The sequence below is a fragment of the Undibacterium sp. FW305-107 genome (genome assembly GCF_058788535.1).
Genome location: NZ_JBYTAV010000012.1, coordinates 14,534 through 31,000, shown reverse-complemented (window position 1 = coordinate 31,000; position 16,467 = coordinate 14,534). Strand labels below are relative to the sequence as shown.

Here is a 16,467-nt window from a genome sequence, read left to right as displayed (position 1 = left end):
ACCTGAAAATCGATGAGCCATCATCTTTGCCAGACAGCTTTCTCAGTCTTGACTTGCATGCTACCATCGCGCTCTTCAAAAATGCATGATTTAATGACAAAGCTACCATGGCAAGCGCAAACGACATCCAAAACCTATACATCGCTTACTTCAACCGTCCTGCAGATGTGACTGGTTTAAGCTATTGGACATCTGGCGCTCAAGCCAATTTTTCTGCGGTGCAGATTGCGCAGCTGTTTTCACAACAAGCAGAATATGCAGACGCTTTTGCAAATTTAACGACAACGCAAACCGTCAATACCCTGTATAAAAACTTGTTCAACCACAATGCCGAGCCAACAGGTCTGGCATACTGGGCCGGACAAATCAGTAACGGCACGTTCACAATAGGCCAAGTTGCCATCGCCATACTGTCTGGCGCAACCGGTAGTGATGCCAGCATCGTGGCGGCCAAGTTGTCTGCAGCAAGCACCTTCACCAGCAAGATGGCGGTGAATGCATCTGTGCAGGCAGCCTACACCCGCGAAAACAGCAATAACACTTTTAGTATCGCCAAGCTGTGGCTGGCTGGCGTAGTCGATGCCAGCAGCAATGCCTCTGCCAATGCAAAACTGGATGCTACCTTTGCGGCGATGACAAAACCGCCCGCAGTGACATTGAATGTGAATGCCGGCACAACAAATCTGGGTACCGCAGGCGATGACATATTCATGACATCGGAAGCGGCCTTATTGACACAGGGCACAAGCATTATTGGCAACGGCGGCACAGATGTCCTCAGCATCTTTACACCGATCAGCGAAGCAGTACATGTGGCACGAGTAAGCGGTATACCCACCCTGAATTTGCTGGAGAGTGGATCAATGTATGATGTCGGCGCAACATTCCTGAATCAATTCACGACTATCAACGACTACGGCACGGCACCTCAGGGCAAGCTATCAACGGGGACCGTTGCCCAGACAATCAACCTCTACCAGACCTCGGGCTGGCGATGGATCGAACTCAATGCCCCTAGTCAGGTAATCAAACAGGTCACCCCAGGTTCCAGTGAGGTCGATATATATGCAAACAATGCCAATCTTGTTGGTGTTTCAATTGACCTCAGTAATGCAGGCAGCAAAAATAATCATCTCACTATTGGTGATGCCGGCACTGCAAGCCTCAGTGAAGCGCAAATGCGCAATATCTACAGCATCAAACTTTACGAATCAGAAAACCTGACCTTCAGCCCCACTGTCGATGTTTACGTGGATAACTCCGGTGCGATGACGAGCCTGAACAGCCCAACGGACAAGCAAATCACTGTTTCGCAATACGCCTGGAACCAGACCCTGAAACTCGCTGGCACTGCCAATTATATTGTCTACCCGAATGTGGCCGGAAAAATCGAAGCCACAGGCACAGCCGGATCATTGAAAGTAAAGGGTTTCGGAACTTTTCTGATCATCAACAGCACTGTTCCCACCACGATAGAAACCAACTACAAAAGCGAATATAGCCTGACGGGAACGGGCAATTTCACGATAAACAATCTTGGCCAATATAGTAGCTGCACAATAAGCGAGTTCGGCACGGTCAATGGCACAACGACCGTCAATACCACTGGCACCAACGATTGCGCCTTCTATGAAACTGCAGGCACCGGTGCCGTCACGGTCAATCTTGGCGGATCTGGCTCGCTGGCACTCCGTACTTATGCCGGCCATACAACAACAGTCAATGCCGTCGCCGGTGTCAATGCCAATTTATACCTGAACGGCACAGGAGGCCTTACCGTCAATGCCGCTAAAAGCGGCAATCTCACCATTACTGGTTATAACGGGCTGGAAACCATCAATCTTGCAGCAAACGGTGGGGGGATCGATCAGATCAGCGTAAAAACCTCTACCCTGAGCGCTATGGAAACCATGCTCGTTACCATCAATAATTTCAAGGCCAGCGGTGCAGATGTGTTACACACCGGGCTTGCTGCATCGTCATTGGCGACGATCAACATCGCCTCTTCTGACTATAGCAATATAGCCAGCAATCTTGCCAGCTACTTTGCCGGCTACACGGGCTCCTTCAAAGCCGGCAGTGCCTTTATCGTCAATATTGCAAGCGGCTCTGCTGCCGGTTCCTACATGTACGAACATGTCTCTGGCCTGACCGTCTACTCCCAGGACATCATCGTCAAGCTGACTGGCTCTACAGGCAATATTACTGCGACTGATTTGCTCTTTTAATCCCCACACAGAAACAGCAAATAAGAGTCTGACTTTCAGGCCATTGAAAACAAGATGATGTACACTCCAGCCGCGCTGGAAAATATGTCTCACGGAGAGCGCCAACAAATGCACGTCAGATGTCTCACGGCACTGTGCTACATACACATTGCCCACATTGACCATTGCAGTCATCATGGCCAGCATGAGAAAATATGTTGCGAACTTCTGTCATTCACACACGTCCTGCGTGTCAATGAATGCTGGAGAATTTTACAAATGCGTTCTCGCCCCTGCATATAAATACAGAAGCAAAAAAGCGCAGAAGCACAGCATCGTCAATAACATAAAAACCTCGTTCGAGTCCCTCTTATATTAATCAGCAAGAGTCCTTAATGCCAAGCCCCAACGACATACAAAATCTCTACATCGCCTATTTCAACCGCCCTGCTGATGTTGCCGGTCTGGCTTACTGGACTACTGGAGCGCAAGCGGATTTTACAACCGTACAAATTGCCGAGTCTTTTTCCAAACAGCCTGAATACGCCAGCATTTTTTCAGTACTCTCAACGAAACAGAGCGTCAACGCACTATTTAATAATCTCTTCAACCACGACGCCGATCCGGCTGGCCTTGCCTACTGGGTAGGGCAGATCGACAAAGGCAGCGTCACTATCGGGCAACTCGCGATCGCTATTCTGGCTGGGGCCACGGGTTCAGATATTACCTCGGTCGCATCCAAACTGGCTGCAGCCAACAGTTTCACCAGCAAAATGGCAGAAAAATCGTCTTTACAGGCGGCTTATAGCCAAAGCAATGGGAACGCCTTCGATCTCACAAAAGCATGGCTGGCCGGTGTAACCAACAACTATTCAGCGACGGTCGCCATAAAAAACATAGATACAGTCTTCACGGCCATGCCTGATCCGGCTACATTATCTTTTGTCGTCAAGCCAGGCATCGCCAACACGGGCACCAGTGGCAACGACAATTTCCTGGCAACAGACCTGACCCTGAAGACTGGCGGAACTTCGATCAAGGGCAGCGGCGGCACGGATATATTAAGTGTCAGCAACTATGACAGCACCGTGAAGCACCCCGCTGTCGTAACAGGTGTGTCCACATTGAATTTGCTCGATAGCGAGTATAAGTATAGTGATATTGCTGACCCTTTCATGAATCAGTTCAGCATCATTAACGACTACAGAGCTACGGAAAGTATTTATCTGGGAAACGTGGCACAGACTGTCAATCTCTACAATGCAATTAGTGCAAGCGTGCATCTGGGTGCATCGAATCAGGTAGTCAAACAACTGTCAAAGAGCAGCGGCTATGTAGAAATCAGTACCACCAATGCCAATCTCGTGGGAGCCAGGTTTGAACTGGATCATGCCAGGCAAAGCATCCATGTTGACAGAACCACTGGCCCCTTCGGCAACAGGCTGCTGATTACCGATGCAGGCACAACAAGCCTGAGCGCAGCTCAATTGAAAAATTTTACCTGGGTCTCAATATCGCAAGCAGAAAATCTGACCCTGAGTACAGATACCGCCATCATGATAAGCGTGGGAAGTGGCGACACAAGCATTACTGAAACAAGCGGCGCAGGTGACGTGGTCATCTATATGGGGGGCGCTTTTACTGCCCTTAATCTCAATACCAGCGCAAGTCATGCGACCGAACTCAACCTGTCGGCAGCACTTGGCACCAATAATGTGAAACTTTCAGGTTCTGGCAATGTCACCATCAACCCGGATTCTCTGGGCAGCCTTAATCTGACAGGTAGCGCAGGGCTGGTCACAATCGATATGCCAGTCTATGCCAATGTCAATAACCATTTCTCCGTCGTCGATTCCACTCTTGGCAATATCGCGACAAAATTGACCACCATCAGCAATTTCAAAGTCAGCAATGGCAGGCAAGTACTTCATACCGGTGCCCAGGCATCGTCCATGGGAAGTATCAACATCGCTTCATCCGACTTGAACAGCCTCGCAGCCAATATCGCAAACGGCGCAGGCACGCTCAGCGATAATGACCACAAGGCATTCATGGTCTATGTCGCTAGCGGTAACGCTGCAGGGAAGTATATATATGAACATCTTACTGGCATGACAGTAAATGCAGGAGACATCATCGTCAAACTGATAGGCAGCACAGGTTCCGTTGTGAGCAATGATTTGCAAGTGTGACGCTGCGCTGGCGCCTGGGTTCGTATAACCTGGGCGCTTTTCAGGCAACACAACAGTCCCCCAGTATCTGCAGAATCATCGTCACAGGCTTGTCATCAAGCAACTTTACAATTCCAGCCACTGAAGGCGGCCAACGCTACTCGTTTCCGCCTCGCCACCAGTGCCGCTATCCATATCCACCTGATGCCCATGCACCAGGCGTGACTCCAAACCTGTGACAGGAATGACCATGAATCTTCGTTTTTTAAATGAAGGCAAAGCCGCAAAGCAATTGCTTTCATTATGTTTGCCGCTGGCACTGATCGCCTGCGGCAACAGCAAGGATGCCGCAGCACCAACACCAGAGCCAGTAGCCGAAACACCAGCAGTGGCCGTCATGTCTGACGTGCATTTTGAAAACGTTTATGGTGACCTGAAGAACGCCAAGTTTTCTGGCATACCCACTGGTGACGGCAAATTTGCCACCATACGCACCATGTATGCGCAACTGACTTCCACCCGCCTGTTCAATGAAAACTACTTCGCCTTCCGTGGTGCGCTGGATGACGCTTATGCGCGTGGCATACGCCTGGTAGCCTTGTCCGGTGATTATTCTGATGATGCACAACCCGTCAACATCGACGGCATTGCCGCCATCTTGAAGGAGTATCAGGTCAAAGGCATGCGCTTCTTTATCGCCCCCGGCAATCATGATCCTAATGAACCGTATGACGATGACGAAGCTGGCAAAAACGATTTCCTGGCGGCAGAAGGTAAAGAACAAAAAGTCTATGCCATCAATTATTCCGGCTGCAAATCACAGGACGCCACTGTCGCCTGCACCAACCAGCTCATGGAGCTCGGTTACGAAAAGCTGATCGCTCAACTGGGTGAATTTGGCTACATGCCCAACAAGGCTGACGTGTATTGGGAAACCCCATTTTCCAGTTATGCCAATGCCACCTACACCTATGACGCAGCGCTCAGCAGCGCCGATGTAAAAAACCGCCAGTTTGAAATCTGTGCCGAAGGCGAAGGTGGCAGCTACAAGGCAGAAGGCGAAAAAACCCTGGGCAAGGCATTTACCAAATGCACCAGCGTTATCGATTCCAGCTATCTGGTGGAACCTGTCAAGGGCGTCTGGCTACTCTCGATTGATGCAAATGTCCACATCCCCAACAGCGCATTTGACCCTGTCAATGCCAAGGCATTCAAAGGCTTTGATGGCGCAGGCAATGCAGGCTGGAACAAAGTGCTCACGCATAAAAAACACTTGCTGGCATGGATCAAGACAGTCAACGCCCGCGCCAAGGCCCAGGGCAAACGCCTGATTGCCTTCTCGCATTATCCGACCATGGATTTTTACGCCAACCAGACTGATTCCATGAAGGCAGTCTTCAAGTCGGGCGCCTTCCAGGTGGCACGTGTGCCTGACCTGGCCACCACCACCGCACTGGCAGCCACCGGCATGCAATTGCACATGGGCGGCCACATGCATTTCAATGGCACGAATGATTACAAGGACGCATCCGGCAATTACTTCGTCAATGTGCAGTCGCCATCACTAGCCGTATTTGGTGCCGCCTACAAGATCGTCAAATACAAAGACCAGGATACAGTCGATATCGAAACCGTTTCACTCAATAATGTGGCCCGTTATAACGAACTCTTCAAGTATTACCAGACCGAGTACGACTACCTGCAAAACAGCAGCCTCGCCGCTGACGTCAGCAAGCGCTGGAGCAAAGACATACTTGCCACCAAATCCTATGGCGAATTTACCCGCTTCTATTTTGGTGAACTCTCACGCCTGCGTTTCATGGATGAATACTGGCCTTGCGAAATGAAAGAAGCCGCCACCAGCCTTGATGCAAAACAAATGCTGATCCTGTCGCAATTACAAACCCAGGTCACGTTCGCGCAATTGAAAGACATCCCAGGCGTCTTGCCCCTGAGCGCCACCTGCATGTCCAAAGGCAGCGCTAGCGGAACACCTGTCTCTGCCAGTCAGTTGACTGCCGACTGGACAGTGGCAACCAACAAGGCAACACAACTCGCCACTGCCGCCAGTTATAAGCTAGACGACTTCGCCAAGATCACTGCATACGAGTTCTATGGCGACTTCCACCGCACCGTCTATGCAGGCGAACTCGCCTTGCGTGACATGGGCACAGACCGGGTCAAGCAATACAAGGTCCTGATGAACGCCTTCCCGGCCAGCCCGGCTGCTATCAGCATGCTTGACGGAAAACCATCAGACCAGAATGCGGTCAATGTCCTTTTCCAAAACCAGTTCAAGCAAGTATTCAGCATCCTCAAAGGACTGGGTTCAGGCAAACCCAGCGAGCGCTTCACCATCAATTTCAAGAACCAGACGCTGACGAATACGAATACCAGCTCTGCAAGTTTTAATTAATGCACTTGTTCATCCCCGTTTTTCATAGGAAAAACGGGGATGATTTCCAAAGATGAGTGATGATGGTTTTATAGGTACATCTCATTCTCAAAACGTCGCTGTTTTTAATCTCGCGTAGGTACGATTAGTGAAACGTAATCGTACGCATGTTCAGCGTTGAAATGTATAGCTCATCACAGTTGTTGAATATCACACCTCATGCAATACTTGCACAAAGCGCGATACGGCAATTTGTAGGGTGCGTTGCAACGCACCGATTTCTAACTTACTACCATCCTCGTTATACCGACACAACCGGTGCGCTGTAACGCACCCTACTTGGTTGAAATCATGTTGCAATCTTCCGTCATAAGAATGTTGTTACTTCCTTGGCTTGATTCTGCCTTAGCAAATATCACCAATTATCAGATTTGATGGAGTAAATTAACATGCTTGCGATTACGCTCCTCTGACCATATCAATGTAGACTTCTTTATAGCAGTGTACAAAATGTATGCTTTTAATAAAGTTCCCAGGAAAAATACCATGCCCAAGCTATGCAAGCATCTTGAAACAGGAGCATCGTTATATATTTTTTCGGACGACCTAATACGAGGCTGTCGTCATTATTCAAAAATAGCGAAGAAAGCCAATTCTGACTTCGAAGTTTTACTTGCAAACACGTCTTCAATTTTAATGGGAGGGTCCGTCATAGAAGCAAAATTAAATGAACTGTGCACTGGGATTGTTAATTTGGGAGGCAATCCTAATGTACCAATTAATTTTTGGAATGTACTTCACGCAATCCGAAAAGATATGAAATTTAAGGACAAATGGAATCTCATTGCATCAGTTTCAAATGGCCATACTTGGAATGCCGCTCACGAACCTTTTCAATCCTATGACCTCATCGTTTCGTTAAGAAATGAACTTGTTCACTATAAAGGAGAATATGGAGACGGCCTTATTCCACCAGTAAAGAAAATAGAAAGCCTGATGAAAAAATTTAAAGGTAACGGTTTTATATTCACATTCGATGCTGCTTCAGATGCAAGCTGGGTAAATATTTTACTCACTGCTCGTGAGCTTTCACTATGGATTGCTGATACAGTAGAAGAATTTGATATGAAATTCGATCATCTCCTTACAGGAACTGAATTCACAGAGCATGATAAATTCATGTATAAACAAATTAAAATCAATGGTACCCCGTAGCCACATTAAAAAAGTGCAGTACACAACTAGCGCCGTGATTCCATTACAGTCTCCCTTCAAAGCATCAGAATCTAATTGAATGAATATTACTGCACTCTACCAAACCTAGTTTTTGGTATCTATTGACTCCCAACCGCATCCTCCAAAAAAGTCACGCTTTTTGCGACCTTGCCTTTCTTGGAATTAAGTATGACTTTACGATCGCGTTTCTCGTCATATTGATAGCTTTCACTGATTTGCTGGCCAGTCAGCAAATTGGTGCTGACGGTGGAACCCTTGCCCACCATGCCATCCGCCTCTTCTTCGTCTATCCCTATCATTTGCAGGCGCTGGCTGGGTGCATCCAGGCGAAAGCGCCAGGTGTAAACGGAATATTCACGCGAACCGCTGTACTGGCTAACCACCAGCACGCCATTTTTGACAGTGACATTGACACCATCCTTGATACCACCGCAACCCTGGCACTGCAGGAGCTTGCCATTGCTGCCCAATAAGCTGTATCCCTTGCCAGCGCTCGCAAGCAACACAATCAAACCACGCTGCCTGTCATCAGTAGCGCCCTTGCCCTCCACTACCACTGCGGCAATATCTGCCATGCCGTCACCGTTAAGGTCACCACTGACCTGGTTTTCCACCGCCCAGCCAGGCGGCACAAAATCACGCAGTGCTGGTGCGATAGCGGGCAGCTTTTTGCCAAAGAATGTGCTTTGCTGCGCTTGGCAGTTGCTGTGCAGCACCACGGTCAGTAACAGGGTGCAAAATTGGATAAATGTTTGGATAGGTGTGGCGAGCTTCATGGGCTATTGATCTTTCTAATACGATGGATGCACATAATGTTGACGCAGCTCAGTGACACTGGATGCGCGACATGAGCATCGGTATGATACTTGATGTCAACTTTTCCCATACCACTACAGACAAAGATTTTATTCTCCAATGTGCGCTAGCACGCAGAAATAAAGTACACCGCCGACTACACTCATATCAGCGACAAGATAAATTGTGGGCTTGATGGCAGTGCACCAGCACCTGCCTTATGCTCGCATGGACAAAATCTTTACCATTTCAATGAGGCCATGCCATGAAACATGATCAAACAAAAGATACCACCACCCAATTTATGCATAGAGAGTCACACATGCCTGCCGTCAAAAAGGCAGTTGGCCTGATTGCAGGACTCATTTCCTCCTTCCTGTTCGTCAATATGTGCGTGGCTGCAGACCGCCAGGACACCAGCGCCAGTGCCCGCGCACGCTACGAATATGAGAAGAGTCTCTGCCTCAACGGCCAGTCCAATCAGTCAAAAGAAACCTGCCTGCGCGAAGCTGGTGCAGCCAGACAGCAAGCCAAATCAGACAGCCTCACCACAGCAAGCGAAGAGCAACTCCAGCGCAACCGTGAACGCCGCTGCGACTCCCATCCACCAGAAGACCGCGAATACTGCCTGCAACGCATGCGCGGAGCAGGAACCCAATCCGGCAGTGAACAAAGTGGCGGCATCTCGCGTGAACTGGTTGTACCGGTGAAGCCACCGCAGTGAGGTTTTGACTTAACTTTAATTAAAGCGCAAGATAAGTCCGCGCCTGTTTGCCTTTGGCAAACAGGCTTTTTTTTTAAAACAGTCTATGAACTAGGGTAATTGTAGGATGAGTAGCTCAAGATCGATGACGATTCGCCATCCGAATTTTAGGGAAAAGAATGCGTATGCTGACCAATCATATCTTTTGATTTATTAGAAACTAGGACGCCAAGATGGAAGAGCAGCTCTGTGCATGAGCCCCCCCTTTTTGTGGCTTACGAACGAGTCCTAGTCGCTACGTCAGAAATTTTTAGACAGGCTTTAAAAGTACAAAAATAGTTAAATTACCTTTTCAATAAACACTTATAACGCCCTCAATGATATTGTATTATTTATTACTATTTATAATAACTATATCTAATCAAGAGGGATTTCATGGCCACGTTCAAACAAAAATTAAATATTGCTAATTTCATATGTAAATTTGGTGATGAATTAGTTTTACTTGACCTATGCCATGAAGTTGTAATCCCAGCATTTACTACTGATGAATATGCGCGAGGTCACGGGGATTCAAAATACTTTTTGCATAACGTAAAAATCATTAATTTAAGCACAGATGACAACCCTGAATTAGCGATTGCGGGTCGGTTCATCAAGCAAACATCTGTCGTACGAGAGCAAATTTTTGAAGATGGAAAGATCATAAAAGATCACCAAGCGATGCCAAGTGCTCCAGCAAGTTTTTTTGTTCTTTTATTATCGAATCACAAGCTACTCTATATCCGAGAAAACGCTGGCTCCCCCTTACTTGGTACATTCACAACAACAATTGCAAGTTTTCTAAGGAAGGCACATCGGACTTGGATTGATGATATGTATAAGTTAAATAAAAATACTTCAGCTCCGCTTAAAAAAGTTGATCTCTTCAGAAATTGGCCCTTACCATCCTTGGAAATTGTCGAGTTATCAACAGGCACCGACATCAAACAATTTGTTAGAAAATTCAAAGTAATTAATGCAGTAGAAATACGATTGATAAATACGAATAACGAGCTTGATAACTATGAACTATTTACCAAGTTGAGAACTGTGAAAGACGATGTAGGTGCTGATCAATTGACGATAAAAACTGAAAAACCTGGAGAAGTTGGTCTGCAAGCGGCGCACGTTATTGATTTTATATCAACGCCTGCCGAAGAAGCCAATTCAAGAATCACTATCCGTGGTAAAGATTTAGCAGGAGACAAATTAAATGGAAACAACGAGCAATTTAAGGTCGCTATTCCAATTACTACGATACCTTCTGATGTAGGAAGGGCGGCAAATAGTGCGCTGGCTGCATTGCAAAAACAAGTCGATAGCGGAATTGTGTCAATTAAAAAAGCAGGAAGTGGGGCGCGCACTAAGCTTAAAAGAATCATTGAAGATTTGAGGGTCAAATGAATTTTAAAGGCGAAGATCTATTTGAAGAAAAAAATCTTTGGGCGATTTACAAAAGAAGTGTAAGTAACCTAAGAGTCTCCAACTTCAATAGATACACAACTATCGGTCTTATCGTCATACTGACGATAAGCACCATATATGCATCAACAGACTATAAAAGATATATCGAACTTATTAGGTCTATGAGCGAGCTTGGATTGGGCTTTGGTTCGCAAGTGCTTGGTTTTCTCATCGCTGGATTTACCATCTTCGCAACACTAACAAAGCCTGAACTATTTATCAGGATGTATGAAACTCAAAATAAAACATCTGGCTTAAATTACTTGAAGCACAATTTTTTTGCCTTTGTTGAGGTCTTTGTTGTTTATCTGAGTTTTCTCGTAATCTGTTTAATGATTAAGATTTTTGGCAACGCTGGGGGGATCTTATCTAGCCTAATTGATATGGTGCAGAAATCCGATTATTTCCCATGGGAATTTAAAAGAGCGATCTTAGCGAAAGTAGTATTCGTATTTTTTGCGACTTTTTTTTACTACATTATTGTGGTCCTGAAATCTTTCATCTACAACACGTATCACATCGTCATTACCTCAGTAGTATGGATATTGAACCCGATGTCACCTTTTACGCAAGATTCAGAGAAAACGTAGTTACGATTAAAACCTCAAAAGTTAGAAGTAGTCTGCCTTTAGTCAAATTATTTGCAGCAGACAGTCTTCGGCACCAAAGTAGTTTTGAAATATTAAAAGTTGGAAAACAAGGAGTATTAATTTGGACAGCCCTTTAAATAGAGTTTGGAAGAGCAATCCTGAATTAATTCGTAGTTACTACGGCAGGCTTCCTATTCATCAACGTCTTTGCGATGAAGTTAAGTATATTCTCGAAAAAAAAATAAAATCTTCAGGTATTGAGATCGGCCACCTGACCTCTAGGGCGAAAACACTTGAGAGTTTTTGCGAAAAAATAGAACGAAAAACATACAATAATCCATTGCAAGAGATCACCGACCTATCTGGTGTGAGAGTTGTTTTTTTATATGTGTCTGATAAAGATAAATTGGAACAGCTCGTTAAGGAAGAATTCGATATACATGAGAGAGTCGATAAACTCGGTGATCAAGGAGTGGAGAAATTTGGATATGGCGCTCTTCATTATATTGTTAGCTTAAAAGAGCAGCACGCTGGGGCAAGATACGACGATCTGAAGGGAGTTCGTTGTGAAATTCAAATTCGCACAATTCTCCAAGACGCATGGGCGATTGTGGATCATCATCTGTCGTACAAACACGAAGAAGATATTCCTAAAGAGTTGAAACGAAAACTTCATGCGCTTTCTGGGTTATTTGAAACTGCTGATGATCAATTCGAAAGAATCTATCACGCAAGAATTCGATATCAAAATAACGTAAAAAATTCAATTAGTGCCGATACTCAATCATTCTTGGAGAATGATATAAATCTTGACAGTCTACTTGGCTACATGGCTTGGAGGTTCCCTGATAGAAATACTGCTTCTATTGAAGCAGCAGCCGATTTGCTAGGAGAATTAAACCAATTTGGGTATAAAAAGTTAAGCAGCATTGACGAGGTGATAAAGAAGGGTTGGGATGCTGTAATTGCAAGTGAGAGAAAATATCCTCCGCAAGAGCCTGAAGAAGAAGAACCTGGACAATATGTCGGGGTTGGCTTAATAAGGAGTGCGTTAATATTTGTGGACGAGAATTATCGTTTATCCAAAAATGAAGGGTTGTTTCTGGAAAGAGTGAATGAGTTTCTAGGCTTGGTTAAATAGACTGTATTCAGAAAAGGCTTAGATTGGTATCAAGTAATTGCTTAACGTTGAAACCATAGATGCGATTGAGCAATTGGCTTTGAAAAACTTCGCGGACTGAAAAAAATACCTCTCGCCCCATAAATTGCCATATGACGAGAGGATCATCTTAATCTCAATCTACCGCTCCACCCCACTCCCCACAAACCCAATCACCGAAGCATTCGCCCAGTTAGCACAAACCTCTGCCTTGCCCGTCGCTTTGACACCCGTAGTCTTCAAATTAAGTTTGCTGATGCCGCGTATATCCAGCTCTGGCTTGACGACTGCTGGTGCTGTGACGAGGCCGCTGTCGAACAATAATTTATCGTCACCCCATACCTGGAATTGCAGACCGCCGTTGTTGCGGCAGCTGTCGTCTATGCCTACGTCGGCGCGGAAGGTTTGCCAGTCGCCTTTGAGTTGGTATTCGATTTCGCTGTTGCCGGGCACACCCAGGCCTTTGTGGAAGCGCAGGCCGTTCATTTGCATGCTGCTTTGTGTGCTGTTCTGCATGCCAGATTGTTTGCTGACTACACCTTTCAATGCCTTGGCACCTGCGTTGCTATAGGCCAGGTCTTTGGCGTAGCTGGCCTTACTGCCTGTGCCAGTATTTGCAACAGCATCAGACAAATAAGTTTGCAACTTGGCTTTGTCTGGTGCTGGTTTTTCGAGGATGCTGAATTCTGAAATCGTAATCGGGCTGACGACTACCGGGTTAAAGGCGTTATAGGCTTTGGCTGGTTTGGTTTCGCCTGTGCTGGTCAGGACCATGGGGTCTTGTGCGTCGCCGTCGTCGTTCTGGTCGTGGGTGCTGAGTACGCGGAAGCGGAACAGGCGGCCTGCTTTGGCGGCGAATTCTACTTTTTGTTTGCCCTCTTGTTTTTTGAGCTGGCCGGTGTAGATAGGTTTGCCCCATTCGCCGTTGGTGTCGGCCAGGTAGATTTCAAAGTCTTTGACCTGGCCGTATTGCCAGTTCTTGTCATTGCGTGGGGCGATTTCAAAACCGTTGATCATGCGGCGTTCGCCCAGGGCGAGGCTGAATTCATGAGCGCCTGTCTTTTGCGACTGATCACGCACGGTGCGGAACCAGGTGCCGGGTTTGCCGTCGAATGCGTTTTCCAGAGGATGGCCGGGTTCTTCTGCCGGGCGGCCCAGGACGATGAGGCTGTCCGGGGCGATGCTGTTGCCGAGGTCAGGTGCTGGCGGGTAGTCTGCTGTTGTCGCGAGTTGCTTGTTCGTGGCAACGGCGAGGCGGAACTCGTAAGCCTGGCTGACGGGCAGCCTGGCGGTCTTGATATGGACGGTGCCGTATTTTTCTGCGGCGTCATAAAACCAGCCGCTGCTGGCTTTGTCGTAGTCTGCGCGGCTGCTGTATGCCGGCAGATTTTGCTCACCAAAGTGCACAGAATCTGGCTGAACGCGGGTGTGGATTTGCAGTTGCAGGGCGCGTTGTTGTTCCATGCCTTCATAGCTGCCATTGACTGCGCCGACGTTGATGCTGATGTCGCCTGCGCGGTTTTCTGGTGCATCGACAGTGAAAGTTTGCAGGCTGGATTTGCCGCCCTGGTACTGGCGGCTTTCGCCATCGTCTTCATATAGGGTGAAGCTGGATTTGCCGTGCGGGTAAATGTCCAGCGTCAGCACATCTTTTGGTACCTGGCCGTCATACAGGGCGACCGGGTACATAGGCAAAATCGCACCGGCGCGCACCATGACGGGCAGTTTGTCCAGCGTGACTTGCTGGTCTATGACTTTGCCTTTTGCATTTGCTGTGACAACGCGGCCATCCCAGTAATCTATCCACTGGCCTTGCGGCAAATAGATACCTTTGCGCCAGCCTTTGCTGGCGGCCTGGCTACGGTACACAGGGGCCACCAGAAAGTCTTTGCCTAGCATGAACTGGTATTTGTAGTTCTCGTTATTGGCATTGGTATCTTGCGGATAATCCCACATCAGGCCGCGCACGATGGGTGCGCCGCTCTGCTCTGCTTCATGCGCATAGGTGTACATATAGGGCATGAGGCGCATCTTGAGTTTGAGGTAATCGCGGTTGATGCTGCGGTAGGGTTCGTCAAACCACCAGGGGTGTTTGCGTTCTGATTTTGACCAGCCTGACATGCCCATGAGCACGGGGGTAAAAGTCTTCCATTGCAAATCACGCGTAAAAGTCTCGGGGCTGCCGCCAAAGATGCCATCGACATCGCCAGTGGCATATGCCTGGCCGGACAGGCCTGAGCCTATCAGTGTGGGGATATGCCAGCGTATATAGTCCCAACTGCCGGACTGGTCACCTGTCCAGGTGACCGCATAGCGCTGTGTGCCTGCCCAGCCCATGACAGTCCATACAAACGGGCGTGCGTTGGAATTATCGAGTATGCCTTGGGCTGCGGCCATGTTGGCGTCGAGTGAGAACTGATAGCCCTTGCCTGTCCACGCGACGTCGAGCTTTTGCGCGCGTGTGCCTGCGGTGCCGACTTCCCATGCGATTTTATCGACGCCGTTTTCTGTCCACAGGCCGGTGCGAAAGCCATGTTTCTTCAAGCCTGCAACGACCTCGGGCAAATTGGTGTAACCGCAGCCATAGCCGTCGTTAGGCAGTATCCAGCCGCCGGGCATGTCATGCTCGCGGTATTTTGCGGCCACTGCGGCCACTACGTCTGGCGTCTTGCCGGTGGGGCCGTCGCTCCAGCCTGCGGGCACGGTGCCGGGCTTTTTGCTGTTGTCGCCATCGTTGTAGCAATCAGCATCACCATATTCATAGGCCCAGCGCGGCAAGAGTCTGGCGCGGCCTGTGAGTTCGGTGTAGCTGGCCAGCACGTCCTTGATGCTGTCGCCGACGAAGTAATAAGCATCAAAGCGTTTTTCCTGATGGCTGGTGCTGAGATAATCATTGGAGCGGAAATCATAGCTGCCATTGCTCCAGGTATTGCGCAAGACGCCATAGCCCTTGCTGCTCATGTAAAACGGTGCGGGGCTGGGCCTGTCGCCTTCTTCCCAACCGCCGGAATAAGATACCTCTAGTTGTTTGCCCTTGAAGGCGTAGCTGCCATTTTGCTGGCCGCCGCCAAAAAAGGCCTCATCCGGCGTGCTGGAGAGGGTCTGGAAGCTGGCCTTGTCACCAAGTTCCAGCGGTTGTTTTTCTTCCCAGAGCAGGGTCTTGTTGTCTGCCTTGTAGAGCGCCAGGCGCACGGGCGAGCGGTAGATGCGCAAGGCCATGGCGGATGTCTGCACCAGTTGATAGCCGTCTGGCGCAGTCACACTGATCGGAAAATCCGCATAGTCTTTTTTGAGCACGATAGGCGCAGCCTTGTCACCGGCATCCAGCAATTGCCCCTTGCTACCTGCCCAGACGCGGAACAGATCTGGCTTCAACAGACTGATCCTGACGATGCTACCATCATCCGTCGTGAACTCTATCTGGCGTTGCGCACTGACAGACAAATTGCGCATGCTGCCCAAAGGTGCAGCGTAACTGGCCGCAGACAGGGACAAAGCAATCAGGCTAGAGATCAGGGTCTTGCGCAAGTGTGGGTGCATGGTGGCGTCTGTGGGTAAATTCTGCGGTAGGTAAATGTCTGTTCAGCCGGGTTAATGCTGGTCGAGGCAATCAGGCGTTAATATATTAAAGGTATTTTCCCATACATCCCGTGCAAGACTCAAGCCTGGAATGTCTGACTGCATGAAAGACTCAACAACCAGCAG

General features: G+C 48.1%; 11 protein-coding genes. 8 read left to right on the top strand and 3 right to left on the bottom strand.

All coding sequences use genetic code 11. The annotated features are described in order from the left end of the window. Window positions 1-107 precede the first annotated feature (107 nt). Both AC3WQT_RS23955 and AC3WQT_RS23950 read left to right on the top strand, forming a co-directional pair. A complete protein-coding gene (locus tag AC3WQT_RS23955; protein ID WP_492707768.1) occupies window positions 108-2,228 on the top strand; it encodes a DUF4214 domain-containing protein in 2,121 nt (706 codons plus the stop codon). Window positions 2,229-2,602: 374 nt separating this feature from the next. Further along, on the top strand, window positions 2,603-4,399 hold the full coding sequence (locus tag AC3WQT_RS23950; RefSeq protein WP_492707766.1) for a DUF4214 domain-containing protein: 1,797 nt from the start codon (window positions 2,603-2,605) through the stop codon (window positions 4,397-4,399). Window positions 4,400-4,504: 105 nt separating this feature from the next. Here the strand turns inward: AC3WQT_RS23950 and AC3WQT_RS23945 are convergent, their stop codons facing one another. After that, a complete protein-coding gene (locus AC3WQT_RS23945; RefSeq protein WP_492707764.1) occupies window positions 4,505-4,630 on the bottom strand; it encodes a hypothetical protein in 126 nt (41 codons plus the stop codon). Here AC3WQT_RS23945 and AC3WQT_RS23940 point away from each other — a divergent pair. Next, window positions 4,629-6,794 carry a metallophosphoesterase gene (locus AC3WQT_RS23940; RefSeq protein WP_492707762.1) on the top strand — a complete coding sequence of 722 codons (2,166 nt, stop codon included), beginning with the start codon at window positions 4,629-4,631 and terminating at the stop codon, window positions 6,792-6,794. The genes AC3WQT_RS23945 and AC3WQT_RS23940 overlap by 2 nt on opposite strands. A 525-nt stretch (window positions 6,795-7,319) precedes the next feature. Beyond that, window positions 7,320-7,988, top strand: a complete 669-nt coding sequence (locus tag AC3WQT_RS23935; RefSeq protein ID WP_492707760.1) for a hypothetical protein — start codon at window positions 7,320-7,322, stop codon at window positions 7,986-7,988. A gap of 119 nt (window positions 7,989-8,107) precedes the next feature. Here the strand turns inward: AC3WQT_RS23935 and AC3WQT_RS23930 are convergent, their stop codons facing one another. Next, window positions 8,108-8,785: a hypothetical protein gene (locus AC3WQT_RS23930; protein WP_492707758.1), complete on the bottom strand. Its 678-nt coding sequence runs from the start codon at window positions 8,783-8,785 to the stop codon at window positions 8,108-8,110. A 341-nt stretch (window positions 8,786-9,126) separates the two neighbouring features. Between AC3WQT_RS23930 and AC3WQT_RS23925 the strand changes: the two genes are divergently transcribed. From AC3WQT_RS23925 to AC3WQT_RS23910, 4 genes are all read left to right on the top strand, one after another. Continuing rightward, a complete protein-coding gene (locus AC3WQT_RS23925) occupies window positions 9,127-9,528 on the top strand; it encodes a hypothetical protein (RefSeq protein WP_492707756.1) in 402 nt (133 codons plus the stop codon). A 414-nt stretch (window positions 9,529-9,942) separates the two neighbouring features. Then, window positions 9,943-10,953: a hypothetical protein gene (locus tag AC3WQT_RS23920; RefSeq protein ID WP_492707754.1), complete on the top strand. Its 1,011-nt coding sequence runs from the start codon at window positions 9,943-9,945 to the stop codon at window positions 10,951-10,953. Beyond that, a complete protein-coding gene (locus tag AC3WQT_RS23915) occupies window positions 10,950-11,603 on the top strand; it encodes a hypothetical protein (protein ID WP_492707752.1) in 654 nt (217 codons plus the stop codon). Before AC3WQT_RS23920 ends, AC3WQT_RS23915 begins: the two co-directional genes overlap by 4 nt. Window positions 11,604-11,724: 121 nt before the next feature. Continuing rightward, window positions 11,725-12,744 (top strand): GTP pyrophosphokinase, encoded by a 1,020-nt coding sequence (locus AC3WQT_RS23910; RefSeq protein WP_492707750.1) that lies wholly within the window; start codon window positions 11,725-11,727, stop codon window positions 12,742-12,744. 159 nt (window positions 12,745-12,903) lie between these two features. Here the strand turns inward: AC3WQT_RS23910 and AC3WQT_RS23905 are convergent, their stop codons facing one another. Continuing rightward, the gene (locus AC3WQT_RS23905) at window positions 12,904-16,302 is read right to left on the bottom strand and encodes a TIM-barrel domain-containing protein (protein ID WP_492707748.1); all 3,399 of its coding nucleotides are present in this window, start codon (window positions 16,300-16,302) and stop codon (window positions 12,904-12,906) included. Between the last annotated feature and the right edge of the window lie 165 nt (window positions 16,303-16,467).

Excerpts from the sequence above, each read along its gene's own strand:
- AC3WQT_RS23955 (WP_492707768.1), top strand. The coding sequence starts at position 108 with ATGGCAAGCGCAAACGACATCCAAAACCTATACATCGCTTACTTCAAC.
- AC3WQT_RS23950 (WP_492707766.1), top strand. The coding sequence starts at position 2,603 with ATGCCAAGCCCCAACGACATACAAAATCTCTACATCGCCTATTTCAAC.
- AC3WQT_RS23940 (WP_492707762.1), top strand. The coding sequence starts at position 4,629 with ATGAATCTTCGTTTTTTAAATGAAGGCAAAGCCGCAAAGCAATTGCTT.
- AC3WQT_RS23945 (WP_492707764.1), bottom strand. The coding sequence starts at position 4,630 with ATGGTCATTCCTGTCACAGGTTTGGAGTCACGCCTGGTGCATGGGCAT.
- AC3WQT_RS23935 (WP_492707760.1), top strand. The coding sequence starts at position 7,320 with ATGCCCAAGCTATGCAAGCATCTTGAAACAGGAGCATCGTTATATATT.
- AC3WQT_RS23930 (WP_492707758.1), bottom strand. The coding sequence starts at position 8,785 with ATGAAGCTCGCCACACCTATCCAAACATTTATCCAATTTTGCACCCTG.
- AC3WQT_RS23925 (WP_492707756.1), top strand. The coding sequence starts at position 9,127 with ATGCCTGCCGTCAAAAAGGCAGTTGGCCTGATTGCAGGACTCATTTCC.
- AC3WQT_RS23920 (WP_492707754.1), top strand. The coding sequence starts at position 9,943 with ATGGCCACGTTCAAACAAAAATTAAATATTGCTAATTTCATATGTAAA.
- AC3WQT_RS23915 (WP_492707752.1), top strand. The coding sequence starts at position 10,950 with ATGAATTTTAAAGGCGAAGATCTATTTGAAGAAAAAAATCTTTGGGCG.
- AC3WQT_RS23905 (WP_492707748.1), bottom strand. The coding sequence starts at position 16,302 with ATGCACCCACACTTGCGCAAGACCCTGATCTCTAGCCTGATTGCTTTG.